This is a genomic window from Porphyromonas sp. COT-052 OH4946 (assembly GCF_000765965.1).
Taxonomy (GTDB): Bacteria; Bacteroidota; Bacteroidia; order Bacteroidales; family Porphyromonadaceae; genus Porphyromonas; species Porphyromonas gulae.
Window position 1 is genome coordinate 110,001 of sequence record NZ_JQZY01000002.1, and the last position, 26,321, is coordinate 136,321.

A 26,321-nucleotide genomic window follows, 5' to 3' on the forward strand; every position below is an offset into this window, starting at 1 on the left:
CTTCGTTTCTTCAACTTAGCAATTATTTCGGGACCTTAGCCGGTGGTCCGGATTCTTCTCCTCTCGGACATGGACCTTAGCACCCATGCCCTCACTCCATCGGTCGATTATCATGCATTCGGAGTTTATCTGGACTTGATAGGCGGTGAAACCCTCGCATCCAATCAGTCGCTCTACCTCATGATAACATCCAACAGGCTGCACCTAAATGCATTTCGGGGAGTACGAGCTATCTCCAAGTTTGATTAGCCTTTCACCCCTACCCTCAGTTCATTCGAAAGCTTTTCAACGCTTACCGATTCGGTCCTCCAGTTAGTGTTACCTAACCTTCAACCTGACCAAGGGTAGATCACTTGGTTTCGCGTCTACTGCCAGTGACTATATTATCGCCCTTTTAAGACTCGCTTTCGCTTCGGCTCCTTATCTACTATGACAATTAACCTTGCCACTAACAGTAACTCGTAGGTTCATTATGCAAAAGGCACGCAGTCACACCTTAATGGCGCTCCTACCGCTTGTAGGCAGACGGGTTCAGGGTCTATTGCACTCCTCTGTTCGAGGTTCTTTTCACCTTTCCCTCACGGTACTGGTTCACTATCGGTCTCTCGGGAGTATTTAGCCTTACGGGATGGGCCCCGCTAATTCACACAGGATTTCTCGTGTCCCGCGCTACTCAGGTGCTCCGTCAGTCATCATGCGATATGTCGGATACGCAGCTATCATGCTCTTCGGCCATACTTTCCAGTATGTTCTCCTATATCTAAAAATAACCTTCGTTCGAAGTCCTATTACCCCGCCTTTGCCGAAACAAAAACGGTTTGGGCTGTTCCCCGTTCGCTCGCCACTACTCAGGGAATCACTCTTGTTTTCTTCTCCTACGGGTAATGAGATGTTTCAGTTCCCCGCGTTCGCTCATGATCTTAAATCATGTGTCAGACCATAGCCTGACGGGTTGCCCCATTCGGATATCTGCGGATCAATTCGTATGTGCCGATCCCCGCAGCTTTTCGCAGCTTATCACGTCCTTCATCGCCTCCGAGAGCCTAGGCATCCACCGTCTGCCCTTACTTACTTTTGTGCGCCCGGCAATATGATTGCCGCGGGCGGTATACTTAAGCTTGTTGTGCTCTACTTCAATTCTTTATTCTATTTTGCTTCCAATATGTCAATGATCGCCTTTTCTTTCGTGGAGAATATCGGATTCGAACCGATGACCCCCTGCTTGCAAAGCAGGTGCTCTAGCCAGCTGAGCTAATCCCCCGTAGTCCCAGGCAGAGTTGAACTGCCGACCTCTACATTATCAGTGTAGCGCTCTAACCAACTGAGCTATAGGACTGCTTCTCTCTTATTCGAACTCTTTACCCTCTGCCTGTGGCAGCATGTGCTGCCTGACCGTCACATCGTTTCTTTTATCCTCCTTTCCTTCTTAACTCCCGCCTCCCCCTCCATAAACAGATGGAAAGATCGAAAGAAGAAAGATCGAAAGATAAACGAAGAACTGCCTCGGGGGAGGGAGAGACTCCTGTTTTTTCAAAGTCTATTCTCTCTTATCGCTCTAAGAGAGAACCCTCCCGGACATCCTCCCGCCGCGCCCAAGGCGCGCCACAGAGAATATCCGCAGGTTATATTCGTTTTATTCATACGTCGAACACGCTATCCTTTGCAGCGCGTGTGTAGTAAAGCTTTTTTAAGTTAAAAAGCCGAGAGTCGAAACCGAAGGCGATAGATGGATTCCTTCGCGTTCGGATAAATCTCCGAAACACGACGGTTCACCCCTACCTGCTTCTTAATCTCCTTATCCCCTTGGACGGACAATTCCTTTTACAGTCCGAACTCCAGAAAGGAGGTGTTCCAGCCGCACCTTCCGGTACGGCTACCTTGTTACGACTTAGCCCCAGTCACCGGTATTACCCTAGTGCGCCCCTTGCGGTTACGCCCTTCAGGTACCCCCGACTCCCATGGCTTGACGGGCGGTGTGTACAAGGCCCGGGAACGTATTCACCGCGCCATGGCTGATGCGCGATTACTAGCGAATCCAGCTTCACGGAGTCGAGTTGCAGACTCCGATCCGAACTGGGGAAGGGTTTGGAGATTCGCATCCGGTCGCCCGGTAGCTGCCCTTTGTCCCTCCCATTGTAACACGTGTGTCGCCCCGGATGTAAGGGCCGTGCTGATTTGACGTCATCCACACCTTCCTCACGCCTTACGACGGCAGTCTCGGTAGAGTCCTCAGCTAAACCTGTTAGCAACTACCGATGTGGGTTGCGCTCGTTATGGCACTTAAGCCGACACCTCACGGCACGAGCTGACGACAACCATGCAGCACCTACATAGACGCCCCGAAGGGAAGACGGCTTTCACCATCCGTCGTCTACATTTCAATCCCGGGTAAGGTTCCTCGCGTATCATCGAATTAAACCACATGTTCCTCCGCTTGTGCGGGCCCCCGTCAATTCCTTTGAGTTTCACCGTTGCCGGCGTACTCCCCAGGTGGATTACTTAACGCTTTCGCTGTGGAAGCTTGACGGTATATCGCAAACTCCTAGTAATCATCGTTTACTGCGTGGACTACCAGGGTATCTAATCCTGTTTGATACCCACGCCTTCGTGCTTCAGTGTCAGTCGCAGTATGGCAAGCTGCCTTCGCAATCGGAGTTCCTCGTGATATCTATGCATTTCACCGCTACACCACGAATTCCGCCTGCCGCCTCTGAACTCAAGCCCGGCAGTTTCAACGGCACGCTGAACGTTGAGCGCTCAGTTTTCACCGCTGACTTACCGAACAACCTACGCACCCTTTAAACCCAATAAATCCGGATAACGCTCGCATCCTCCGTATTACCGCGGCTGCTGGCACGGAGTTAGCCGATGCTTATTCTTACGGTACATTCACAGCAATACACGTATCGCCCGTTATTCCCGTATAAAAGAAGTTTACAATCCTTAGGACAGTCTTCCTTCACGCGACTTGGCTGGTTCAGGCTCTCGCCCATTGACCAATATTCCTCACTGCTGCCTCCCGTAGGAGTCTGGTCCGTGTCTCAGTACCAGTGTGGGGGATAAACCTCTCAGTTCCCCTACCCATCGTTGCCTTGGTGAGCCGTTACCTCACCAACCAGCTAATGGGACGCATGCCTATCTTACAGCTATAAATATTTCCTTACCCGGTCATGCAACCGAATAAGTATATGCGGTATTAGTCCGTCTTTCAACGGGTTATCCCCCTCTGTAAGGCAAGTTGCATACGCGTTACGCACCCGTGCGCCGGTCGCCATCAAACTTAGCAAGCTAAGTTCATGCTGCCCCTCGACTTGCATGTGTTAAGCCTATCGCTAGCGTTCATCCTGAGCAGACTGAAAAAATTATCCTTGACGATAATTCGATTTATCAGGTAGTACACCTCGGTTTCTTTTTCCCTCTCGGTCTTTTCTTTCTCTTTGACAGAGTATTTTTTGAGTCGAGAGCAGTATGCATCGCCCTTTGCCTCTATCCCCCGGTTTCAGGGCAGAGCCAAGGAAAACGAAGCACTTCTCTCTCGCTTCTCTTCTTGTACTACACTTTTGTTCTTCGTATGAACAATGTCAATGATCGCTGTCTTTTTATCCCATATCCCCCATCACGGCACGGAGCCGATCAAGCAGCGGACAGTGGGTGCAAAAGTAAAACCTTTTTCCGAATCAGCAAAATCAATCGGCGTTTTTTCGCCTGACTTTGAATAAAGGAGGCGTTTTGCCGTCCTTCCCGTTAAAGAACCCCCCGACCCGCTTGTCGGAAAAACCCCTTCATCCTCGGTAAATCGGTCATGGATCGCTTTTGCGGTCACAAAAGTACTCCTTTTTTCTTTACAACCAAATCTTTCAAAGAGTTTTTTCCTCAAAAATACCCACAAAACATGCGGAAAAGGAAAGACATCACCCATGAGAAAAACCGGAAATACAGGCATATATAAATGGTTCGCGCGCGTAAGAGAGAAAAAGGACTGAAAGAGGAGGAAAATGAGAAGAAGAAAATTTTCTCTGCAAAAAGACTTTTCAGCCGGAAATGTTGGCGGCTGGTCGGGAATAAAGGGCACACCGGGGGAGAGAAGGGTGTCGAAAAAAACAGAGGTTATCAATCGCACAAGCCGAAAATCGAGCCGTAAATCACCCAAATCTCAAACCAAAATCCACCAAAAATGGCGCGAGAATATTTTCGGTCCGGTGCGAGATTTTTTCAACTCCCGCACCAAAACAAAATTTTTCTCAGACCACGTTTTACAGCCCCAAATACACCGAATTTTTCAAACCAAAATGGATATGACAGAGNGAGATTTTTTCAACTCCCGCACCAAAACAAAATTTTTCTCAGACCACGTTTTACAGCCCCAAATACACCGAATTTTTCAAACCAAAATGGATATGACAGAGTCTTTGGGAGAAATGAAAGCAGAGTACTCGGATGGTACAAAGCGGCACAAGACGAACATAAAACAAACACTCCCCGAGAAAAACGCTAAATTTGTGGGCTTACATATAATAATCGCGTTTGAGACCTGACCCATGAGTCTCTGAAGCACATATATAACTAAGGAGTAACAAAGATGAATATCTCATACAAATGGCTCTTGGAGTACCTGTCTTGCACTCTCTCTCCGCAGGAGATAGCCGATACGCTCACCTCCATCGGTCTGGAGACCGGCGGTGTAGAAGAGATCGAGACGATTCGGGGTGGTTTGCGAGGTTTGGTGATCGGCCATGTTCTGACTTGTGAGGAGCACCCGAATTCGGATCATTTGCATATCACCACGGTAGATGTGGGGGCGGATGCGCCCTTGCAAATTGTCTGCGGTGCGCCCAATGTAGCCGCAGGACAAAAGGTGGTAGTGGCCACGGTGGGTACCACGCTCTATCACGGAGAAGAAGAGTTTGCCATCAAGAAATCCAAGATTCGGGGAGTAGAGAGCTTCGGAATGATTTGCTCCGAAGTGGAAATCGGTGTAGGTTCGTCGAATGACGGGATTATCGTCCTGCCGAGCGATGCGCCTGTGGGGATGCCTGCTGCCGAGTACTATCATGTAGAAAGCGATTACTGCATAGAAGTTGACATTACGCCCAACCGCGTAGATGCCACTTCGCACTATGGCGTGGCACGCGACTTGGCGGCCAGCCTGAAACGGAATGGCATACCTGCAAAACTCAAACTGCCGGAGGTAAATCTGCCGACAGACATCATTGACAGTCGAATAGAGGTGAAAGTGGCAGATGCTACGGCCTGCCCACGCTATCAGGGATTGGTGATCAGAGATATTACGGTAGGAGAAAGCCCTGAATGGCTACGCAACAGGTTGCTGGCGATCGGCCTGCGCCCGATCAATAACATAGTGGACATTACGAATTACGTTCTTCATGAGTTCGGTCAACCTCTTCATGCTTTTGATATGGCTTTCATCAAGGGAGATCGAGTTCATGTGCAGACAGTGGCCGAGGGTACTCCGTTCATCACACTGGATGGCGTGGAGCGTAAGCTGACGGCCGAGGATCTGATGATATGCGATTCGAACGGCGATCCCATGTGTGTGGCGGGCGTTTTCGGCGGTCTTCACTCCGGTGTAACGGAAAAAACAACAGATATATTCCTCGAGAGTGCCAATTTCAACCCGACGATGGTACGCCGTACAGCTCGCCGATTGGGTCTCAATACGGACAGTTCTTTCCGCTTCGAGCGCGGATTGGATCCGGAGCGTACGGATTGGGCATTGCGTCGTGCGACTTCGCTTATATTAGAGATTGCAGGCGGCTGTCTCGGTGGGATGACAGATATTTATCCCAATCCCCTGCCACCGCACCGGATCTGTTTGTCTTTCGAGAAAGTGAACTGCGTGATAGGCAGAACGATAGAGCCTGAGATGGTGAGGAGCATCCTCAACAGTCTTGAAATTCGCATCAGCAAAGAAGAGGACGGGGTCATGACGTTGGAAGTGCCACGCTATCGTACGGATGTAACCCGCGATGTGGATGTGATCGAAGAGATCATGCGCATCTATGGCTACAACCAAGTGGAGCTGACGGGCTATATCCGTGCCAGCCTGGGACACGAGGCAGAAACGGATCGTCGCTACAAATGGCAAACAGTCGTATCCGAACAATTGGTCGGAGCCGGCTTCAATGAAATACTCAACAATTCGCTTACGGCCGGTTCTTATTACGAAGGTCTTAAGGCCCATCCGAGAGAGATGGCCGTGGAGCTGATGAATCCGCTGAGTCAGGAGCTTAACTGCATGAGGCAGACTCTGCTATTCGGAGGATTGGAGACGCTCAGCCACAACCTCCGTCGTAAGCATCTCTCCCTCTATCTCTTTGAATGGGGTAAATGCTATCGCTTCCATGCCGCAAAGCGCATGGACGAGACTCCCCTTGCTGCCTATGCAGAGGACGATCGCCTCGGCATTTGGATATGCGGACAACGGGTGCACAATAGCTGGGCACACCCCGAAGAACCGACTTCGGTGTTTGAGCTGAAAGCTGTGGTGGAGCAGGTGCTTTGTCGCGTAGGGATCGAAACCGGAGCTTATACGCTGGAGACAGCTGACAATGATCTGTACGTATCTGCCATGGAGGTCAAGACTCGTTCGGGCAAACTGTTGGGTACATTCGGAACGGTATCAACGGAACTGATCAAACGCTTCGACATCGAGCAACCCGTTTACTTTGCCGAATTGCTTTGGGATGCCCTCATGAGCGAATCGGCCCGATACAAATTGGAGGCACGCGATCTGCCTCGCTTCCCCGAAGTAAAGAGGGATCTGGCATTGCTTTTGGATAAAGCTGTTTCCTTTGCCGAAATAGAATCACTGGCTCGTGGCTGTGAGAAGAAACTGCTGCGCAGGGTGGAACTATTCGATGTGTACGAGGGAAAGAACCTGCCTGCCGGAAAGAAGAGTTATGCCGTGAGCTTCTTCCTGCGCAATGAAGAGAAGACGCTTAACGACAAACAGATAGAGGCTATCATGGCTAAGATACGGACGACTCTGGAGCAAAAGCTCGGTGCGCAACTCCGCTGACAATCAAACGAAAAACGACAAAATAAGAATCGACATATCATTATGGGACGAGCATTTGAATATCGTAAAGCAAGGAAAATGAAACGCTGGGGCAATATGGCCCGCGTCTTCACCAAGTTAGGAAAGGAAATCACCATCGCTGCGAAAGAAGGCGGCCCCGACGTGGAGACCAATCCGCGTCTGCGTATCCTCGTGCAGACAGCCAAGAAGGAGAATATGCCGAAGGAGAACGTGGAACGTGCCATCAAAAAAGCTACCTCCAAAGACTACACAGACTACAAGGAGATGAACTATGAGGGCTATGGCCCTTACGGCATCGCGATCTTCGTAGAGACTGCTACGGACAATACCACACGTACCGTGGCCAACGTACGCAGCTACTTCAACAAACATGGCGGATCGCTCGGCACTTCCGGCAGCTTGGAATTTCTCTTCCAGCACAAATGCGTATTCCACATCGTCAAGAAAGACGATATGGATCTGGAAAGCCTCGAACTCGAACTGATAGACTACGGTGTGGACGAACTGGAAGAGGACGAAAACGAGATCATTCTCTACGGTGACTTTTCGGAGAACTCCAACATCCAGAAATATCTGGAAGACGCAGGCTATGAGATTGCTTCGGCCGAATTCGTCCGCATACCTAACGATACGAAAGAGGTGACCGCCGAACAGCGCGAACAGATCGAGAAGCTCATCGAACGAATCGAAGAAGACGAAGACGTGCAAAACGTCTTCCACAACATGAAGGAAGAGGAGGGCGAAGAGTAATCCACTCAAGCCCTATTCCCTCTATCCCCTTCTCTTTTTACCCATAACCTCTCTAAGCGGAGTGCATTGACCGCTGAGATGGCGGTGTGTCATAATGCGCAAATTACTGCGTTGCGCGACATTCGGCTTCAGTCACGTACTTCACAGTACGCTCCTTTCAGCCTCAGTGCCTTGTACTTTAGGCATTCTTACGTACCTAAAAGGGAGCTGTGCCAAGAATGAATTTTGACACAGTCCCCGTCAAGCTCTCCGGGGACAATGTGCTTCGCTTGCGTTTTTTCTTATCCAATCAACTTTTTTCACGATGGCAAAGCCTGTGGTAGAAACGCCTTTGATGCGCCAATACTTTCAGATCAAGCAAAAACACCCCGATGCTATCCTGCTGTTCAGGGTGGGAGATTTCTACGAAACATTCTCGGAGGATGCCATCGTGGCTTCCGAGATCTTGGGGATAACGCTGACACGGCGCGCCAACGGTGCTGCCCAGTTTGTCGAATTGGCCGGCTTTCCTCATCATGCGCTGGATACCTATCTGCCCAAATTGGTACGAGCCGGCAAGCGCGTGGCCATATGCGACCAACTGGAAGATCCGAAAAAGACCAAAACGCTGGTCAAACGAGGCATTACCGAGCTGGTCACTCCCGGCGTATCGACCAACGACAATGTGCTCTCTCATAAGGAGAACAATTTCCTTGCAGCCGTCTCCTGCGGCAAGGAGGTCTTCGGTATTTCTCTTCTGGACATATCCACCGGCGAATTTATGGCCGGACAAGGCAATGCCGACTATGTGGAAAAACTCCTGACCAACTACCGCCCGAAGGAAATCCTCGTGGAACGGTCGGAGCGGTCTCGCTTCAACGATCTCTTCCACTGGAGCGGATTTATCTTCGACATGGAGGACTGGGCTTTCTCCTCGGAGAACAATCGACAGCGCGTACTCAAGCACTTTGACCTGAAAAGCCTCAAAGGTTTCGGGCTGGAAGAGCTTTCGATAGCCGTAACGGCAGCCGGAGCCGTGCTGAACTATCTCGATCTGACACAGCACCATCAGCTACAACACATCACTTCGCTGAGCCGACTGGATGAAAACCGGTATGTACGCTTGGATAAGTTCACCGTCCGAAGCCTGGAATTGCTTAGCCCGATGAACGAAGGAGGCAAGAGCCTGCTCGACATCATCGACCATACGATAACGCCTATGGGAGCAAGGCGTATGCGACAATGGATCGTATTTCCACTCAAAGATCCTGCACGCATACAAGCCCGACAGCGAGTGGTGGAGTTTTTCTTCCGACATCCTGAAGAGCGAGCCATCATTGCCGAACACCTGACAGAGATAGGCGACTTGGAGCGTTTGGTGACGAAAGGTGCCATGGGACGCATTTCGCCGCGAGAGATGGTACAGCTACGCGTTGCCCTGCAGGCACTCGAACCGATCAAGGCAGTTTGTACCCAAGCAGACGAAGAGAATCTGCGCGCACTGGGAGAAAAGTTGGAACTGTGTACGGAATTACGCGACAGGATATTGCGTGAGGTGATGCCGGACGCTCCGGCCGCTCTCGGTCGCGGTCCCGTCATCGCACATGGTGTCGATGCCACGCTCGACGAACTGCGCGCACTGGCATACAGCGGCAAAGATTACCTGATCAAACTACAGCAGCAGGAAATAAAGCGAACGGGAATACCCAGCCTCAAAGTAGCTTATAACAATGTGTTCGGCTACTATATCGAAGTGCGCAACACGCACAAGGACAAGGTGCCGGCCGAGTGGATCCGCAAGCAAACGCTCGTCAGTGCCGAACGGTATATTACGGAAGAACTGAAAGAGTACGAAGCCAAAATACTCGGAGCCGAAGAGAAAATAGCTACCCTCGAAGGACAGCTATACGCCCTGCTTGTAACCGAGCTGCAGCGATACGTGGCTCCTCTGCAACAAGACAGTCAGGCGGTGGCTTCTCTGGATTGTCTTCTCTCCTTTGCCGAGTCGGCACGTCGCTACAGATTTATCTGCCCTGTAGTGGACGAGAGCTTTACCATCGACATCAAAGCCGGCCGCCACCCCGTCATCGAACAGCAGCTGCCGGCCGATGAACCTTATATCGCCAACGATATTTATTTGGACACAGACCGCCAGCAAGTCATCATCGTCACCGGCCCCAATATGAGCGGTAAGTCCGCTCTGCTCAGGCAGACGGCCCTGATCTCTCTGATGGCACAGATCGGCTCCTTCGTACCGGCCGAAAGTGCACGTATCGGCATGGTGGACAGCATTTTCACACGGGTGGGAGCTTCGGATAACATCTCCATGGGCGAATCCACCTTCATGGTCGAAATGCAGGAAGCCTCCAATATTCTGAATAACCTCACACCCCGCAGTCTGGTACTATTCGATGAATTAGGGCGTGGCACCAGTACCTACGACGGTATCTCCATAGCCTGGTCTATCGTGGAGTACATCCATGACAATCCCAAAGCGCATCCACGCACCCTCTTCGCCACACACTACCACGAGCTGAACGAGCTGGAAGGGCAACTCGATCGGGTACACAACTTCAATGTATCGGCTCGCGAAGTGGACGGCAAGATGCTATTTCTTCGCAAATTGGAGCCGGGCGGCAGTGCACACAGCTTCGGCATTCAGGTAGCCCGTCTCGGCGGCATGCCACCTCATATCGTACAGCGAGCTACGGACATATTGCATCGGCTCGAACAAGAAAGGGAGAGAATAGAGGGAGAAGAGCCGAAAACCAAAGACACCAAACGAGGCCCTTCCGAAAAGGTAAAAAATGCATCGCCCACGCTTCCCCGGGACGAAAAAGGCAGGAGCATCGACGGCTATCAACTTAGCTTTTTCCAGCTCGACGATCCCGTCCTGTCCCAAATCAGAGAGGAGATCCTCGACCTGAACATCGACAACCTCACCCCCTTGGAGGCCCTCAATAAGCTAAACGACATCAAACGAATCCTCCGCGGATACTGATACGGCTGTAAAAGCCGGCACCTCGTCCGATAGTCCAAACGGTGTGACAGGCTAAAAACTCAAGCCAAAAAAGTTTTCAACAACGAAGACGAACTTGGAATCATTCCAAATAAGCATCTAAAAGGAAGCTGGATTCAATCTAAAAAGGGAAGAAAATCCAACTAAATGAAGTACAGAAACGATCTGTGTATAAATGAAATTCGATTTATATACAGATCATTTTCGTTTTATATATAAATCGTTTTCTATTTGTATATAAATCGTACCTGATTTATATATAGTTCGGACGGCTCAAAAGGCCGATTCACGAGCTTACAAAAAAGAGGCACGCACTTGATTCGTAGATGAATCGAGTGCGTGCCCCATCTGTTTGATGGGGATTGGGAAAGCTTTATCTCTCTTTACTTCATAATAGGAAAGGCTGTCCGACCGGTTCAAAAACCCTGAATATCGAATAAGCAAATGGCAGAAAGGGCTCTACCATCGACCGTTTGCACATTAGGATGAAGTCGGAGTACATATACATATCGTTTGTTGATTCGTCAATACAAATTCTATTCACACGACAAGATCTATCTGTTATACAGATATTTACCTTCAAGCGAAAGGCTTTGTCGGTGTGCAAATGTAATCAAAAAGCCGAAGCCGAATGAATCGCAAACATTCGGATCCTACCGCTATGCCCTCGGGAGAAGAATACATCCTTATGATTTTGATCCACTTCTTGTTGGAAATCGACCGACCAACATTTAGAAAACCTACTTGGTTAATTTTCTAACTCGAAACACTTGGTATAAAATCCCTTGCATTTTTTTACTGTTGGATTTTTATTTATCAGCCGCATTTCCTTACCTTTGGGACGAAGTTCGAAGAAGAATAGATGGGGGCACGGTAGGAACTATCCGATCGAAACCCCTTTTTTGCGATAGAGACAAATAAGACTCAGGTATGAAACGATTGATTACCGCATGCGTTTTGGCGTGCTCCTTGTGGCCTGTATATGGGCAAAGAGTACTGAGCGTGAACGAATGCCGGCGCCTCGCTCTCGAGCACAACAGAGACTTAGCCATAAGTCGCGAGAAGATAAATGCGGCTACCAGTACTCGCAAAGCCGCTTTCACCAGCTACCTGCCCGAGATCTCGGCCACAGGTACCTATCTGCACAACCAAAAGGAAGTATCACTACTGAGCGACGAGCAGAAGCACAAGCTCCAGAATCTCGGCACCGACCTTGTCACAGCCGTAGGCCAGAATCCTTACATCACGACGGCCATTCAGTCCATCCTCGCCCAGCATCCCGATTTGGCTCCCCTTATCGGATCCATGATGCCGCAGATAGCCGCCCAGACGAGTCAGGGGCTTAATGCCTTCGGCACACACCTTGTCGATGCCCTCCGCACCGACACTCGGAACGTCTATGCCGGTGTACTGACCCTGACCCAACCGCTGTACGTAGGCGGCAAGATATATGCCTACAATCGCATCACGCGCTATGCAGAAGAGATAGCACACTGGCAGCACAAGACCGGACAGCAGGATGTGATCCTCGCCACCGACCAAGCCTATTGGCAGGTAGTTTCCCTGGCCAATAAGCACCGCCTTGCCGTGAGCTATCTGGAGTTGCTGACGAAGCTCGACAACGATGTTCAGAAGCTCATCAAGGAAGGATTGGCCACCCGTGCCGACGGTCTCAACGTATCGGTAAAAGTGAACGAAGCGGAGATGACGCTCGCCAAGGTAGAGGACGGGCTTAGCCTCTCGCGCATGCTCCTGTGCCAAACGATAGGACTACCCCTGGAAGAGAAGATCGTCCTCGCAGACGAAGGGCAAGAAGAACTGCCGACAGCCATTGCTCCGGCAGAGGCCGACCTGCAATATACGCTCGACAACCGCCCCGAACTCAAGAGCCTCGCCCTGTTAGAGCAAATCTCCAAACAGAAGATACGGCTTACACGGTCGGAATATCTGCCTTCGCTGGCTTTCGTGGGCAACTATATAGTGACTAATCCGTCCTCCTTCAACGGCTTCGATAACAAATTCGGAGGCATGTGGAATGTGGGTGTGATGCTCAAGGTTCCCATCTGGCACTGGGGACAAGGCACGCATAAGGTAAGAGCGGCCAAAGCGGAAGCTCGCATCGCAGCCCAACAGCTTGCCAAAGCACGCGAAAGCATCGAGCTGCAGCTCTCCCAAAGTGTCCTCAAAGTACGGGAGGCAGGCAAACGCCTTGTCATGGCCACGAAGAATATGGAGAAAGCAGAAGAAAACCTGCGCTATGCCAATGTAGGTTTTCGTGAGGGCATCATAACGGCCTCCAACGTACTGGAAGCGCAGACGGCATGGCTATCGGCCCGGTCTGCAAAGATCGATGCACAGATCGATGTGAAACTGACCGAACTGATGCTGCGCAAGGCTTCGGGACACCTCTCTCCGGAAGAAGTCGTTTCGGAATGATACCGTTTTTCCTTATTTCGTTATTCATCTGATCAAACATATTATCATTATGACGGACAACAAACAACGTAATATCGTATTCCCGGCTTTTCTCCTCTTGCTGGGAGTCATCGCAGTGGTGACGATCGTTGGGTTTTTCATGCTCAAACCTGCCGAGGAGATTATCCAAGGACAGATCGAAGTGACCGAATACCGGGTGTCCAGCAAAGTACCCGGGCGCATCAAGGAGCTTAGGGTATCCGAAGGGCAGCAGGTACAGGCCGGCGATACCCTCGCCATCATCGAAGCTCCCGACGTAGCAGCCAAGATGGAACAGGCAAGGGCTGCCGAAGCGGCTGCACAGGCTCAGAATGCCAAGGCTCTCAAAGGGGCACGCAGCGAACAGATACAGGCAGCCTATGAGATGTGGCAGAAAGCACAAGCCGGCGTAGCCATAGCGACCAAGACGTACCAGCGCGTGCAGAACCTCTATGACCAAGGAGTTGTGCCGGCTCAGAAGTTGGACGAAGCCACAGCGCAGCGCGATGCGGCTATCGCTACGCAAAAAGCGGCCGAAGCCCAGTACAATATGGCTCGCAACGGTGCTGAACGCGAAGACAAGTTGGCGGCTTCTGCCCTCGTCGATAGGGCCAGAGGGGCTGTCGCCGAGGTGGAGTCGTACATCAATGAAACCTACCTCATAGCCCCACGGGCCGGCGAAGTGTCGGAGATATTCCCCAAAGCTGGCGAACTCGTAGGCACCGGCGCACCTATCATGAACATTGCCGAGATGAACGATATGTGGGCGAGCTTTGCCGTTCGGGAGGATTTCCTCGGCAATATGGCCATGGGAAGCGTCCTGGAGACGGTAGTACCTGCTCTGAATGAAGAAAAAGTACGCTTCAAGATCACATTTGTCAAGAACATGGGTACCTACGCGGCTTGGAAAGCGACCAAGACAACGGGGCAGTACGACCTGAAAACGTTCGAGGTAAAGGCTACCCTCGTCGATAATGACAAGGCACAAAAACTACGCCCGGGTATGTCCGTGATCATACGCAAGTAACGATGAGCAGTAAGGTCATGCACGGGACAGCCCTTATAGCCACCATGCGCAGAGAGGTACGACAACTGTCGAGTCGCGCCCTCTTCCTCTTCTGCATGGTGATAGCTCCTGTCTTTTGCTGTCTCTTCTTCCCCTCTATCATGGATATGGGTTTGCCGCAGAACCTGCCTGCAGGGGTTGTGGATCTCGATCGTACACAGACGTCGCGCACCATAGCACGCCACCTCAATTCGATGGAGCAAACCCAAATCGTCAAGCAGTTCGAGAGCGTACGCGAGGCTCGGCTGGCGGTACAGCGAGGTGAGATATACGGTTACTACTATATCCCTGAGGGAATGACACGGGATGCCTACGCACAGAAGCAACCCAAGCTCTCCTTCTATACCAACTATGCCTATATGGTGGGCGGTTCGCTCCTCTTCAGGGACAATAAGATGATCAGCGAGCTGGTAGCCGGTGCAGCCGCTCGTTCGCAGCTGTATGCCCGGGGAGCCACCGAAAGCCAGGCCATGGAGTGGCTGCAGCCGATCGTCATCGACACCCACCCCATAGGCAATCCGTGGCTCAACTACTCCATCTACTTGAGCAACATCATGATACCCGGCGTGCTGGGTCTGCTGATCTTTATGGTCACAGTGTGTAGCATAGCCATGGAGATCAAGAGGTCGACAGCTCGCGAATGGATGGAAATGGCCGGCGGCAGCATGTCCATCGCTCTTTTGGGCAAGCTGCTACCCCAAACGGTGGCATTCATGCTTATCGGCACCTTTATAGACGTATATCTGTACGGCTTCCTCTCCTACCCGATCAATGGTGGTTTTATGCCGATGCTGATCCTTATGTATCTCTTCATCCTCGCTTGTCAGGGTTTGGGCGTACTCATGTTCGTCACCCTGCCGACGATGAGGTTGGGGCTTAGCTTTGCTTCTCTGTGGGGCATTATTTCCTTTTCCATATGCGGAGCTTCATTTCCCGTTCTCGGTATGCCCACCATCATACAGCCCGCCAGCGTGCTATTCCCGTTGAGGCATTACTATCTAACTTACGTGACCAGTGCTTTGGACGGATTCTCACTGCAATATGCCTGGACCAATATCCTCGCTTTCGTCATCTTCGCACTGCTGCCACTGCTGCTCCTTCGCCGGCTCAAGCACATACTCCTAACCCACAAATACGTCTCTTGACATGTCCGATATTACTCCGAAACAGCCTCGACGCTTTTCTACGGCATTCTTCCTGACGATGTTCTTAGACCTCTTTGCCATATGGAGGTACGAGCTATGCAAGACGTTCAGAGATATGGGTATGGTCATCTTTTTCATCATAGTACCCCTCCTCTACCCACTTCTCTACAGCTATATATACAGCCTCGAAGTGGTACGCGATGTACCGGCCATGGTGGTGGACAGATCGAACTCGGCATCGAGTCGTGACTACCTGCGAAGGGTAGATGCCACTCCAGAAGTAAGCATCGTAGGGCACTGCACCGACATGGAGGAAGCCAAGGAACAGATCCGCAGGCGCAATGCCTATGGTATCATCTATGTTCCGGAGGATTTCTCCCAACAACTCAATACCGGCAGAAAGGCCCATATTTCCCTCTACTGCGATATGAGTGGACTGCTCTACTACAAGAGCCTGCTCATTGCCAATACACAAGTTTCGCTGGAGATGAACAAGGAGATCAAGATAGCGCGCAGCGTGGGTGCTACGGAGCGTCAGGGAGAGATCATCTCTTACCCCATCAACTATGAGGACGTGGCACTGTACAATCCGTCCGCCGGCTTCGCTTCGTTCCTACTACCTGCCGTGCTCATCCTGATCATACAGCAGACACTCCTGCTCGGTATAGGCCTCTCGGCCGGTACGGCGCGTGAGAAAAATAGGTTTCACGATCTCGTGCCTACGGACATCAGCCACTACTCCGGTGCACTCCGTATTGTCTTTGGGAAGGGGCTGGCCTATCTGACCATCTACGTACCAGTGCTGTGCTATACACTGGTTATCGTGCCTCGTATGTTCGGCTTTATCCAGCTGGCAGAAGCGATGGATCTGATTCTCTTTGCCCTGCCTTATCTGCTGGCTTGCATCTTCTTCGCCATGTCGCTCTCTGTCTTAGTACGCCATCGTGAAAGTTGTATGATGATCTTCGTCTTTACTTCCGTACCGCTCCTCTTTATCTCCGGAGTGTCGTGGCCGGGTGCATCCATACCGGAGGGCTGGCGCATTGTCTCCCATCTCTTCCCCTCTACATTCGGCATCAACGGATACATCAAAATCAAGTCCATGGGTGCCAATCTACGAGAGGTCAATAGCGAGTACATGGCTCTTTGGCTACACACGATCGTCTACTTCCTGACTACCTGCCTCATCTACTACCGTCAGGTACGGAAGAATCGCCGCCACATTCGCGAAGCTAATGCTCTCATTACACAGGGTAACAAAGAAGTCCTGAAATAAAGCTGCCGGTCTCCGATTCGCATTTAGCCAACAGAGATACAGCAACAAAAAAGCGATGCTCTTTCGAACATCGCTTTTTTCTTTTGGGGTTGGTACTTTAACCTTGCCCCATCCTCAAGAGTTTTTTACTTTGCGGCATAAGCAGACAGCATCCAAACGAGCTTCTCCTGCTCAGAGAGGAAACCGATCATCAGATCCACAGTTACCTCATCACCGGCCTCACCGGCAACTTCTGCGATGTCACGCTCCTTGGCAATGATGATCTGCAGCGTGTCGGACACATTCTTCAGTGTACTTGCAGCACAAACGAGATCGTGCTCTTCCTTCACTTCAGCCACTTTCAGGTACTCGCTGAAGCGGTTCTCAGGCTTGCCACCAAGTTGGAGGATACGCTCAGCTACTTCGTCGATCTTTCCTGCGAGGTCATCGTACATCTTTTCGTACTGCTCATGCAGAACGAAGAACTCTGCGCCACGGATATTCCAGTGGAATCCACGAAGGTTGGAGTAATACACTTGGAGGTCAGCCAACAGACCGGACAAACCTTTCACAACGGGAGCAAGATTCTGCTCTTTCAAACCTGTTACTTCAAGAATCTTTTTCATAATCTTCTACGTTTTTAATTGTTTCTTTCTTTTTTGTTGTGAAACAAAGGTAGGCATTAACTCCCCCACCTGCAACAGAAACCATTTATACACATATTGAACCCGTCAATAGCCCCACATCTTACCTTCCATAGGCCACGAAGACTATATGTTTTACTATAAAAATAGACGGGCTACCGATACAGCTAAGTAAATCCGGCCAAGACAATAATACAGCAGAACTACCCGTAAAAGGTTTCCTTATAAAAGAAGAAATTTGCGAACAAGCCTGAAATGATTTATGTTCGTAGTGTCCGAATGACAGGAACAAAAACATGTGCTTCGGGGGTTTGATGTTTGGAAAGTAGCCGGAACGTAATGAGTTTGTAATAACCACGGTCTACTTTTACGACGAGAATAATACAAGATGAATATGAACAAGAATCTAATTCTATCAGTCTGCTTCTGCCTCTCCGGCATGGCAGCTTTCGCTCAAAACAACCAACAAGACAGCATCCTCCGTGCTCTGGAGGAGCGTGTGGCGGCACAGGAAGAAGTCACTCGGGAAAACAAGAAAATCAAGATCTCGGGCTACGTGCAGGGGTACTTCCAGCATGGAGAGAAGCAGGCTTCTCTCAATGTGGGCAGCCCCAATGAGAATACGGACGAGGCTTTCAACCGTATCGGTATCCGCCGCGGACACCTCAAATTCGCCTATGGGGACAAGTGGGGTGGCGTCGTATTGCAAATGGACGTTACGGAAAAAGGTGTAGGGCTGAAAGATGCATACATGGATCTGAAATCACCGCTCGGAGATGCCAGCTCGATCCGTGCCGGCTTATTCGATCGTCCCTTCGGTCATGAAATAGGCTACTCCTCTTCACGCCGGGAATCGCCCGAACGCTCTATGATCTTCCGTACCCTTTTCCCTAATGAGCGCGATCTGGGAGCCAAGGTTGTACTCCAGACAGGCAAAACCTCTCCATGGCATTTCCTCAAGCTCGAAGCCGGACTCTTCGCCGGTAACGGCATCAAGCCGGAGATCGACAACCGCAAAGATTTTATCGGACGGATCTCTGCCGGCAATACCATCGGCAACGCCATCGAGTGGGGGATAGGAGCATCTTTATATAGCGGTGGCGTTTATCAAGGGTCGACCAAAGTATTCCGCATGAACGGGAGCGACTTCGAACTCGATGACAAGGAGGGCAACAAAGGCGCATTCGCCACGCGTCGCTACTACGGCGTGGATGCCCAATTCTCCTATTACAGCAGCACAACGGGTATGACACGTCTTCGTGGCGAATTTATCGGTGGAACGCAGCCCGGCACGGATGCTTCCAGCAAAAGCCCGAACTCCTCTTCTCTGCCGACGGCCGACACCTATATCCGCCCCGTCTCGGGCGGTTACATACTGCTGGCACAGGATATAGCCACTCTACCTTTCACTGCTATTGCCAAATACGACTGGTACGACCCGAATACGAAGGTTTCGAAAGACGAAATCGGCAAGGGCTACACCGGGAAAGCAGACATCGCATACCAAACCTTGGGTCTGGGACTGATCTGGAGAGCGACATCGTCCATCAAACTTACGGCCTACCACGAATGGGTAAACAACGAGAAAACCGCGTCTCTTTCCTCCTACACAAAGGACCGTCAGGACAACCGTCTCTACCTCTGCGTACAGTACAAATTCTGATCACATAGCACACAAGCGCACGGGAAGAAACGAACCCGACGCTACACATACAAAGGCCGAGACCTCAGGTATTCCACCCGAGGTTTCGGCCTTCTCGTATTATCAAGGGGAAGGAGATCGGCGGAAGAAAAACATCGGAATCATAGCAAAAGAGCTGTTGTAACAAATTCATAACAATCCTGACATATGGGCGTAATAAGTGGGCTATACTTTTGGCTCAGGTAATAAGAAACCCAATTACACACGATTCAAAAAACTAAAATGAAAATGAAGAAAACACTCTTTGCCGGAGCGATGCTTACCATTATGACTTTCTCTCTTCAGGCACAGCGTATCAAGGGATCCGACACAGTATTGCCTTTGTCACAGAAGGAGTCCGAGCAGTATATGAAAGAGAACCCGTCTGCTCGCCTGACCATCACCGGTGGAGGGAGCGGAGTCGGCATAGCAGCACTGATGTCCGGTACTACTGACATCGCACAGGCTTCGCGCCGAATCAAATTCTCAGAGCGCCAGAAACTACAGGAGAGCGGCCGCTCGGTCAAGGAGGTAGTGATCGCATACGATGCTCTGGCCGTAGTGGTGCATCCGTCCAACAAAGTCGGCAAGCTCACGCGTCAGCAGCTGGAAGGCATCTTCACAGGCAAGATCAAGAACTGGAAAGAGGTAGGCGGTGCCGATATGAAGATCGTACCCTACTCTCGTGAGACCTCTTCGGGCACTTACGAATTCTTCAAGGAAGTCGTACTCGGCAATAAGAACTATATGAACGGTATCATGAGTATGCCGGCCACGGGAGCCATTATTCAGTCAGTTAGTCAGACGGCAGGTGCCATTGGATATGTAGGACTTGCCTACCTGAACAAAGAAGTAAAGGCCCTGTCCGTTTCCTTCGATTCGGGCAAGACTTTCACGGCCCCTTCGGTAGCCAATGCCAAGAATAAGAGCTATCCGATCGTACGTCCGCTCTATTACTACTACGACACACGATCAGAAGCCAAAGTAAAGCCTTTTGTCAATTACGTTCTCTCCCCCAAAGGGCAGGACATCGTAGACAAAGTCGGCTTTATCAGCATCAAATAAGCTCCTTCCCCAATAGATAAACACAAGCCTCAACACAAATTATGAAGTTCCTACAGAAAATCCTCGGACGGATGGTAGAGGCTCTTTTCACACTTAGCGGTGCCATTACGAGCATCGCTATTGTGCTTATCACACTGTTCCTCTTCAATGAAGGGCTCGGCCTTTTCCGTTCGCCCGTGATTGAAGAGGGATACGCCCTCTATCGCCATGCCGACAACCGAGTACAGAAGCTGTCGCCACATGACATCAAACGGATTTTCGATGGAGAAATAACCAATTGGAGCCAACTGGGAGGAGACGATCAGGATATCATGCTCTTCCGTATCGATGACCTGTTTTCTATCTACAGCGAGGAAGAATTAGGCGAGAACTATGCGCTCCTCCCCGATAAGATAGGAGAGGTGATCGCAGCCAATCCGGGCATCATCGCTTTCCTGCCGCAGAAATATGCTCCTGCGGACAGCGGAGTAGTACGGGCTATGGACACGGGCGACATTTCGCTTAGCGACTTCTTCGGGAGAACGGAGTGGATGCCTACGGCTTCTCCCGCCCCGTTATACGGTATTCTCCCGCTTATATTAGGCACGCTACTGGTTAGCTTGGGAGCTATCGCTCTGGCCCTTCCGTTGGGCCTGGGTGTAGCCATTTACCTGTCCGAACTGGCTTCGGGGCGTATTCGCAAGATACTCAAACCGGCCTTCGAACTACTGGCAGGGATACCCTCCGTCGTTTACGGCTTCTGGGGATTGGTCGTGCTGGTTCCCTGGGTACAGCAAACCTTCGGTCTCTCCGTCGGCGAAACGGCCTTTACGGGCAGCCTCATCCTCGCCATCATGGCCTTGCCCACCATCATCACGGTGGCTCAGGACGCCATGAACAATACTCCCCGATCCATGCGAGAAGCCAGTCTGGCTCTCGGGGCTACCCGCTGGCAGACGGTCTACAAAGTCGTGATACCCTATGCCAAATCGGGCATATCGGCCGCCGTAGTACTGGGGATCGGCCGAGCCATAGGGGAGACGATGGCCGTGCTCATGGTTACAGGCAATGCAGCCGTCATGCCCACCTCCTTCTTCGAATCGGTACGAACCATTCCGGCCACGATCGTAGCAGAGCTGGGCGAGGTACCTGCAGGTAGCTCCCACTATCAGGCACTCTTCCTGCTGGGATGTATTCTATTCGTGATCACGATGATCATCAGCATAACGGCTGAAGTAATCTCCAAGAAACAACCCAAAGCATCGGTCTAAACAATGGTATTGAACAAGAAAAACAGCGAACGCATAGCGTTTCTCACCTTTCGGATACTCGGATTCTCCATATTGGTGCTACTGATGGCCTTGCTCGGATTCATTATCTATAATGGTATCGGGGTAATCAACTGGGAGTTTATCACCACAGCTCCGACCGAAGGGATGACGGCAGGCGGTATCTATCCGGCCATCGTCGGTACACTCTGCCTCGTGGCAGGCAGTATGCTCGTGGCCTTCCCGGTGGGGATCATGTCCGCCATATACACACGGGAGTATGCACGCAACGGGTGGCCTGTACGCATCATCCGCATCATGACCAACAATCTGGCCGGCATTCCCTCCATCGTATTCGGGCTGTTCGGTATGGCTCTGTTCGTGAATACCATGGGTTTCGGCGATTCTATCATCGCCGGCTCGCTCACACTCGGTCTGCTGGCACTGCCCCTCGTGATCCGAACGACGGAGGAGGCACTGAAAGCCGTACCCGATTCATACCGCACCGGTAGCTATGCCCTAGGGGCAGGTAAGCTGCAGACGATATTCAGGGTGGTACTGCCTGCAGCCTTTCCGGATATTATGACGGGCCTCATCCTCTCCATCGGAAGGGTCTCCGGCGAGACGGCTCCCATCCTCTTCACTGCGGCCGCTTACTTCCTGCCGAAACTCCCTTCGAGCATATTCGATCAGGTCATGGCACTGCCATACCACCTCTACGTGATCGCCACCAGCGGAACGGACATTGAAGCCTCGCGGCCGATAGCTTACGGCACCGCTCTTGTGCTGATCACCATCGTACTACTGATGAACCTGATAGCTACGGGTATCAGATCCTATATGTCCAAAAACAAGAAACAATCTGCCTAAACAGCAATGATAGAAGCGAAAAATATAGATTTTTTCTATGGCGACTTCCACGCCCTCAAGTCGGTAAGCATGAAGATGGAGAGCAATACGGTAACGGCTCTCATCGGTCCTTCGGGCTGTGGTAAGTCCACCTTCCTGCGCCTGTTCAACCGCATGAACGACCTGATCGAGGGAACCAGCCTCACGGGGGAATGCCTGATAGATGGCGTGAACATACACGACAAATCCATATCCGTAGACGACCTGCGCAAGAAGGTGGGTATGGTATTTCAGAAACCAAACCCTTTCCCCAAATCCATTTTCGAGAATGTGGCATACGGCCTGCGCGTCAATTCGATGGGCGATAAGCAATTCATTGCCCAACGAGTGGAGGAGTCCCTACGCGCGGCTGCACTCTGGGACGAAGTAAAGGACAAACTGAAGAAATCCGCCTTTGCCCTGTCCGGTGGCCAGCAGCAACGTCTCTGTATAGCCAGAGCTTTGGCCATCTCCCCTTCCGTCCTGCTCATGGACGAACCGGCATCGGCTCTCGACCCCATCTCCACAGCCAAGATAGAGGAGCTGATACATGGACTCAAGGAGCTGTACACGATCGTAATCGTCACACACAATATGCAGCAGGCAGCACGCGTGAGCGACAAGACGGGGTTCTTCATGCTCGGCCAACTCATCGAATACAGCGATACGAAGAAGATGTTCCTGTCGCCCGATTCCGAACAAACGCAGAACTACATTACCGGCCGTTTCGGCTGATCGTTCTCCCCTCCCAAACACTTAAATTCAAACAAGGAAACTGCAATGAAGCATACCGAACAAGAAATGATCCTCCTCAAAGAGGAAGTAAACCGCATGTGGCAGCTCGTGCTATCCCAACTGGAGAAAGCCCGTCAGGCCTTTCTGACGAACGACACCGATCTGGCACGCGAAGTAATCAGCAGGGAGAAACGAGTGGATGTATGTGAACTGAAGATCGAAAGCGACTGCGAGAACTACATAGCCCTCTATAGCCCCGTGGCCATAGACCTGCGACTGACCCTCTCGCTGATGAAGATCTGCAGCACGCTGGAGCGGATAGGCGACTTTGCCGCCGGCATCGCTATGCATGTGCTCGATGAAGACTGCCAAGACATCCCGGCATCTCTGATAGAAAAGCTCGACATGGAACAGATGTTTACCGTCCTGCAGGGCATGCTATCGGATTGCTACGTGGCACTGGAAAGCGAAAACACCCAAATAGCGGGTCGGATATTCTCCCGCGACAAAGAGGTGAATGCCATCTATCATGCAGCCCCCAAGGTCCTTGCCCAGTTCCTGACGGAGCATCCCGAACACATCTACTGCGGTCTGAAGCTGCTGCTACTGATCCGCAAGCTGGAGCGCATAGGCGACCACTGCGGCAATATCGTGGAGGAGATCGTATTCTATGTGGATGCAAAAGTGCTCAAGCACAACAAAAGCAAAGCCGATTAGGAGAAGCACCTTACACTTTTTGCGCATTCTTACGAACCGAACCGGGGCTGTGCAAAGAATGGACTTTGACACAACCCCGGGTTACCTCCACCTCTTTTTACTGCTCCGGACAGCTCCATTTCCATTATTCCATATCTTTGGTATCCAAACTTTTGCAACGACAGCATGGCATATAAGATCCTGATAGTGGACGATGACCACAGCATATGCGAAATCCTGGCCTATAACCTCCGAAGCGAAGGCTTCGAGGTATGCAGCGCCCATTCCGCGGAAGAAGCCCTGATCACGCTCTCCGTTCCTTTCGACCTGATCCTGCTGGATGTGATGATGGGCGGCATGTCCGGATACAAGATGGCCGAGACCCTCCGAGAAAGGCGCGACACCACTCCTATTATATTCCTTACGGCCAAGGATACCGAGAACGATATGCTAACGGGCTTTTCGGTCGGAGGAGACGACTACATCCCCAAACCCTTCTCCATCAAAGAAGTCGTTGCCCGCGTCCGAGCCGTCCTGCGTCGTTCGACAGGCGCGAAAGACGAACATCATGCTTCATCCCGCCTGATCGTCTGCGGCGATCTGCAAATAAATCCGGAGACCAAAGAAGTATTCGTGGCCGGCGAACCCGTACAGCTGACCAAGACCGAGATGGAACTGCTCGTCCTGCTCGTTCGCTCCTCCGACCGCGTGCTCTCCCGTAGCGAGATTATCGAGAAGGTCTGGAGCGAAACGCCTTATATCACCGAACGAACGGTCGATGTGCACATTACCCGGCTTCGCAAGAAACTCGGCGTATGTGCTCCCATGCTGACCAACCGTTCGGGCTACGGCTATCGGTTCAATCCCGCTCTCCTATGCGACTGAACATCAAGGGCAAACTCTTCCTCCGATTCGGATGTCTTTTCCTGCTCTTCTTTGCAGGAGTGATCCTGATAGGACAGTGGCGGCAGCGAACGATCAAAAAACAAGCTCTTGAGGATCGGCTGGCAGAATACGTATCCATTATAGACAAAGCCGCCCCCGACACCACGGCCGACTATCGGCACAGACTCGGCCACATTTTGCCCCTTCTCCCCCGCTCCATACGCGTCAGCATCATCGACCACAAGGGCGTAGTCCTCTTCGATAATGTGATAGACAGCTCGGAGCAAATGCAGAACCACTCGGCGCGTGCCGAGGTCGTAGCTGCCTCCCGTCATCGGCATGGGACGGACATACGCATCTCCCAGTCCGATGGAGTCAAATATCTCTACCTGGCCGAAAAGATCGGCTCCCGTTTCATACGGGTAGCTCTCCCCTACAATACCGAAGTGCGCTATCTGCTTCGGATGGATGCCCCCTTCTTCTATTGGGCTATCGCCCTCCTGGCCGTCACCCTCCTGCTCATCGGCCGGGTGGCGCACAGCACGAGCGGAGCCATCAGACGCCTTCGCGATCTGGCCATCAACCCCGACACGGCAGCAGCGGGAGAGACATTCCCCGACGATGAGCTGGGCGAAGTAAGCCGGAAAATAGCGCGCAACTATCAGGACCTTCGCGAGAAAACGCAAGCAATCGACTACGAACGCGAACGCCTTGCCCAGCATGTACTCTATTCGCGCGAAGGAGTTTGCTTTTTCACCCCCGCACACGAAGTTCTTTTCTTCAACGGCCTTTTCGTTCAGTATCTGCATGCCATCAGCGACTGCAACGACATCAGCGCAGCAACGCTGGCGGAAGATCCCCTCTTTGCCCCTGTTTTCGACTTTGTGAAAGGAGGGGGCAAAACAACCTCCTACGAAAGCCGGATCAGACGCCATGGCAAAGCCTTCTCCCTGCGAGCAGGCGTATTCGAAGACGGTGGGTTCGAAATGGTACTCAACGATGTGACGGAAAACGAGAAAATGCACCGCATCAAACAAGAGATGACGGGCAATATAGCCCACGAACTACGTACGCCGGTAACGAGTATTCGCGGATATTTGGAAACACTCCTGGAGCAGAACCCCGACCAAGCCACCCGCGAGTACTTCCTCCAACAGGCCTATCATCGCACCTTGGCGCTATCGGATCTGATCCACGACATGAGCCTGATCACGAAGCTGGACGAGTCGCCCGCTCTTTTCAAGCTCTCCCCGATCAATCTGAGCAAACTGCTGGAAAGAGTCGGCAAGGACTTCGCCTCGGACTTTACGGCGCATCGCATATCCTTCCGGCCGAATCTACCGTCCGATACCGTTTTGACCGGCAATGAGAGCCTGCTCTATGCCATCTTCCGCAACCTGACGGAGAATGCCATCCGCTACGGCGGCGAAAACATACAGATCATCATCGATCTTTACCGCAAGGACGAGGATTATCTCTACTTTTCATTCTACGACACGGGAGTGGGGATCTCGGACGAATCGCATCTGACACGGCTCTTCGAGCGATTCTACAGGGTACACCAAGGGCGAACGAGAGAAACGGGCGGCACGGGCTTAGGCCTCTCCATCGTCAAGAACGCAGTCCTCTTCCACAAGGGAGAGATCACCATCAAAAACCGCTCCGAAGGCGGTCTGGAGTTCCTGTTCCGCCTCAAGCGCACCCTCTGACAAGCCCCCCCTCCGACGCCATCTTTCCTCCTTCTATCGCACT

The 26,321-nt window shown here is 51.6% G+C and carries 19 protein-coding genes, 2 tRNA genes and 2 rRNA genes (1 of these 23 only partly in view); 16 read left to right on the forward strand and 7 right to left on the reverse strand.

What is annotated here, in order from left to right:
- The 6 genes from HQ50_RS00605 to HQ50_RS12440 all read right to left on the reverse strand — a co-directional run.
- Positions 1–1,078, reverse strand: a 23S ribosomal RNA gene (locus tag HQ50_RS00605); it reaches 1,817 nt to the left of the window's first position.
- 109 nt (positions 1,079–1,187) lie between these two features.
- A tRNA-Ala gene (locus HQ50_RS00610) sits at positions 1,188–1,261 on the reverse strand.
- Position 1,262: 1 nt separating this feature from the next.
- Positions 1,263–1,336, reverse strand: a tRNA-Ile gene (locus tag HQ50_RS00615).
- Between the two features lie 503 nt (positions 1,337–1,839).
- Positions 1,840–3,362, reverse strand: a 16S ribosomal RNA gene (locus HQ50_RS00620).
- The 16S and 23S rRNA genes sit together here with 2 tRNA genes alongside, the layout of an rRNA operon.
- Positions 3,363–3,616: 254 nt before the next feature.
- Positions 3,617–3,943 carry a hypothetical protein gene (locus tag HQ50_RS11645; protein WP_039427566.1) on the reverse strand — a complete coding sequence of 109 codons (327 nt, stop codon included), beginning with the start codon at positions 3,941–3,943 and terminating at the stop codon, positions 3,617–3,619.
- 210 nt (positions 3,944–4,153) lie between these two features.
- Complete coding sequence (locus HQ50_RS12440) at positions 4,154–4,225, reverse strand: hypothetical protein (RefSeq protein ID WP_369794156.1); 72 nt, start codon at positions 4,223–4,225, stop codon at positions 4,154–4,156.
- Between HQ50_RS12440 and HQ50_RS12445 the strand changes: the two genes are divergently transcribed.
- From HQ50_RS12445 to HQ50_RS00670, 8 genes are all read left to right on the forward strand, one after another.
- Positions 4,200–4,535, forward strand: a complete 336-nt coding sequence (locus HQ50_RS12445) for a DUF1661 domain-containing protein (RefSeq protein ID WP_369794157.1) — start codon at positions 4,200–4,202, stop codon at positions 4,533–4,535. The genes HQ50_RS12440 and HQ50_RS12445 overlap by 26 nt on opposite strands.
- A gap of 44 nt (positions 4,536–4,579) precedes the next feature.
- Positions 4,580–7,039, forward strand: a complete 2,460-nt coding sequence (gene pheT, locus HQ50_RS00640) for a phenylalanine--tRNA ligase subunit beta (RefSeq protein WP_039427571.1) — start codon at positions 4,580–4,582, stop codon at positions 7,037–7,039.
- Between the two features lie 42 nt (positions 7,040–7,081).
- Positions 7,082–7,810: a YebC/PmpR family DNA-binding transcriptional regulator gene (locus HQ50_RS00645; RefSeq protein WP_004583754.1), complete on the forward strand. Its 729-nt coding sequence runs from the start codon at positions 7,082–7,084 to the stop codon at positions 7,808–7,810.
- A 304-nt stretch (positions 7,811–8,114) separates the two neighbouring features.
- The gene (gene mutS, locus HQ50_RS00650) at positions 8,115–10,790 is read left to right on the forward strand and encodes a DNA mismatch repair protein MutS (protein WP_039427573.1); all 2,676 of its coding nucleotides are present in this window, start codon (positions 8,115–8,117) and stop codon (positions 10,788–10,790) included.
- A 948-nt stretch (positions 10,791–11,738) separates the two neighbouring features.
- Positions 11,739–13,244, forward strand: coding sequence for a TolC family protein (locus HQ50_RS00655; protein WP_039427575.1), 1,506 nt, complete (start codon positions 11,739–11,741; stop codon positions 13,242–13,244).
- Positions 13,245–13,293: 49 nt separating this feature from the next.
- Positions 13,294–14,289 (forward strand): HlyD family secretion protein, encoded by a 996-nt coding sequence (locus tag HQ50_RS00660; protein WP_039418605.1) that lies wholly within the window; start codon positions 13,294–13,296, stop codon positions 14,287–14,289.
- Between the two features lie 2 nt (positions 14,290–14,291).
- Positions 14,292–15,473, forward strand: a complete 1,182-nt coding sequence (locus HQ50_RS00665) for an ABC transporter permease (RefSeq protein ID WP_026292088.1) — start codon at positions 14,292–14,294, stop codon at positions 15,471–15,473.
- A 58-nt stretch (positions 15,474–15,531) separates the two neighbouring features.
- Positions 15,532–16,749: an ABC transporter permease gene (locus HQ50_RS00670; protein ID WP_052074857.1), complete on the forward strand. Its 1,218-nt coding sequence runs from the start codon at positions 15,532–15,534 to the stop codon at positions 16,747–16,749.
- Positions 16,750–16,874: 125 nt separating this feature from the next.
- Here HQ50_RS00670 and HQ50_RS00675 read toward each other — a convergent pair whose 3' ends face one another.
- Positions 16,875–17,354 carry a Dps family protein gene (locus tag HQ50_RS00675; protein ID WP_018964456.1) on the reverse strand — a complete coding sequence of 160 codons (480 nt, stop codon included), beginning with the start codon at positions 17,352–17,354 and terminating at the stop codon, positions 16,875–16,877.
- A 412-nt stretch (positions 17,355–17,766) separates the two neighbouring features.
- Here HQ50_RS00675 and HQ50_RS00680 point away from each other — a divergent pair, with 412 nt between their 5' ends.
- The 8 genes from HQ50_RS00680 to HQ50_RS00715 all read left to right on the forward strand — a co-directional run bounded on the left by HQ50_RS00680 (position 17,767) and on the right by HQ50_RS00715 (position 26,278).
- A complete protein-coding gene (locus tag HQ50_RS00680) occupies positions 17,767–19,035 on the forward strand; it encodes a hypothetical protein (protein WP_152566832.1) in 1,269 nt (422 codons plus the stop codon).
- Positions 19,036–19,296: 261 nt separating this feature from the next.
- Positions 19,297–20,118, forward strand: coding sequence for a PstS family phosphate ABC transporter substrate-binding protein (locus HQ50_RS00685; RefSeq protein WP_196246888.1), 822 nt, complete (start codon positions 19,297–19,299; stop codon positions 20,116–20,118).
- 41 nt (positions 20,119–20,159) lie between these two features.
- On the forward strand, positions 20,160–21,368 hold the full coding sequence (pstC, locus tag HQ50_RS00690; protein WP_039427581.1) for a phosphate ABC transporter permease subunit PstC: 1,209 nt from the start codon (positions 20,160–20,162) through the stop codon (positions 21,366–21,368).
- 3 nt (positions 21,369–21,371) lie between these two features.
- Entirely contained in the window at positions 21,372–22,235 is an 864-nt protein-coding gene (gene pstA / locus HQ50_RS00695) for a phosphate ABC transporter permease PstA (protein ID WP_018964461.1), read from the forward strand.
- A gap of 6 nt (positions 22,236–22,241) precedes the next feature.
- Positions 22,242–22,988, forward strand: coding sequence for a phosphate ABC transporter ATP-binding protein PstB (gene pstB / locus HQ50_RS00700; RefSeq protein WP_018964462.1), 747 nt, complete (start codon positions 22,242–22,244; stop codon positions 22,986–22,988).
- A gap of 45 nt (positions 22,989–23,033) precedes the next feature.
- Positions 23,034–23,705 (forward strand): phosphate signaling complex protein PhoU, encoded by a 672-nt coding sequence (phoU, locus tag HQ50_RS00705; protein ID WP_039427583.1) that lies wholly within the window; start codon positions 23,034–23,036, stop codon positions 23,703–23,705.
- Between the two features lie 165 nt (positions 23,706–23,870).
- Positions 23,871–24,569, forward strand: coding sequence for a response regulator transcription factor (locus tag HQ50_RS00710; protein WP_018964464.1), 699 nt, complete (start codon positions 23,871–23,873; stop codon positions 24,567–24,569).
- Positions 24,500–26,278 carry a cell wall metabolism sensor histidine kinase WalK gene (locus HQ50_RS00715; RefSeq protein WP_081960016.1) on the forward strand — a complete coding sequence of 593 codons (1,779 nt, stop codon included), beginning with the start codon at positions 24,500–24,502 and terminating at the stop codon, positions 26,276–26,278. Before HQ50_RS00710 ends, HQ50_RS00715 begins: the two co-directional genes overlap by 70 nt.
- The last annotated feature ends 43 nt before the right edge of the window (positions 26,279–26,321 follow it).

Coding starts and splice junctions, on each gene's coding strand:
- HQ50_RS00655 (WP_039427575.1), top strand. CDS start 11,739: ATGAAACGATTGATTACCGCATGCGTTTTGGCGTGCTCCTTGTGGCCT.
- mutS (WP_039427573.1), top strand. CDS start 8,115: ATGGCAAAGCCTGTGGTAGAAACGCCTTTGATGCGCCAATACTTTCAG.
- HQ50_RS00665 (WP_026292088.1), top strand. CDS start 14,292: ATGAGCAGTAAGGTCATGCACGGGACAGCCCTTATAGCCACCATGCGC.
- pstC (WP_039427581.1), top strand. CDS start 20,160: ATGAAGTTCCTACAGAAAATCCTCGGACGGATGGTAGAGGCTCTTTTC.
- HQ50_RS00660 (WP_039418605.1), top strand. CDS start 13,294: ATGACGGACAACAAACAACGTAATATCGTATTCCCGGCTTTTCTCCTC.
- HQ50_RS00715 (WP_081960016.1), top strand. CDS start 24,500: ATGTGCTCCCATGCTGACCAACCGTTCGGGCTACGGCTATCGGTTCAA.
- HQ50_RS00645 (WP_004583754.1), top strand. CDS start 7,082: ATGGGACGAGCATTTGAATATCGTAAAGCAAGGAAAATGAAACGCTGG.
- HQ50_RS00675 (WP_018964456.1), bottom strand. CDS start 17,354: ATGAAAAAGATTCTTGAAGTAACAGGTTTGAAAGAGCAGAATCTTGCT.
- phoU (WP_039427583.1), top strand. CDS start 23,034: ATGAAGCATACCGAACAAGAAATGATCCTCCTCAAAGAGGAAGTAAAC.
- HQ50_RS00680 (WP_152566832.1), top strand. CDS start 17,767: ATGAACAAGAATCTAATTCTATCAGTCTGCTTCTGCCTCTCCGGCATG.
- HQ50_RS00685 (WP_196246888.1), top strand. CDS start 19,297: ATGAAAATGAAGAAAACACTCTTTGCCGGAGCGATGCTTACCATTATG.
- HQ50_RS11645 (WP_039427566.1), bottom strand. CDS start 3,943: ATGCCTGTATTTCCGGTTTTTCTCATGGGTGATGTCTTTCCTTTTCCG.
- pheT (WP_039427571.1), top strand. CDS start 4,580: ATGAATATCTCATACAAATGGCTCTTGGAGTACCTGTCTTGCACTCTC.
- pstA (WP_018964461.1), top strand. CDS start 21,372: ATGGTATTGAACAAGAAAAACAGCGAACGCATAGCGTTTCTCACCTTT.
- HQ50_RS00670 (WP_052074857.1), top strand. CDS start 15,532: ATGTTCTTAGACCTCTTTGCCATATGGAGGTACGAGCTATGCAAGACG.
- HQ50_RS00710 (WP_018964464.1), top strand. CDS start 23,871: ATGGCATATAAGATCCTGATAGTGGACGATGACCACAGCATATGCGAA.
- pstB (WP_018964462.1), top strand. CDS start 22,242: ATGATAGAAGCGAAAAATATAGATTTTTTCTATGGCGACTTCCACGCC.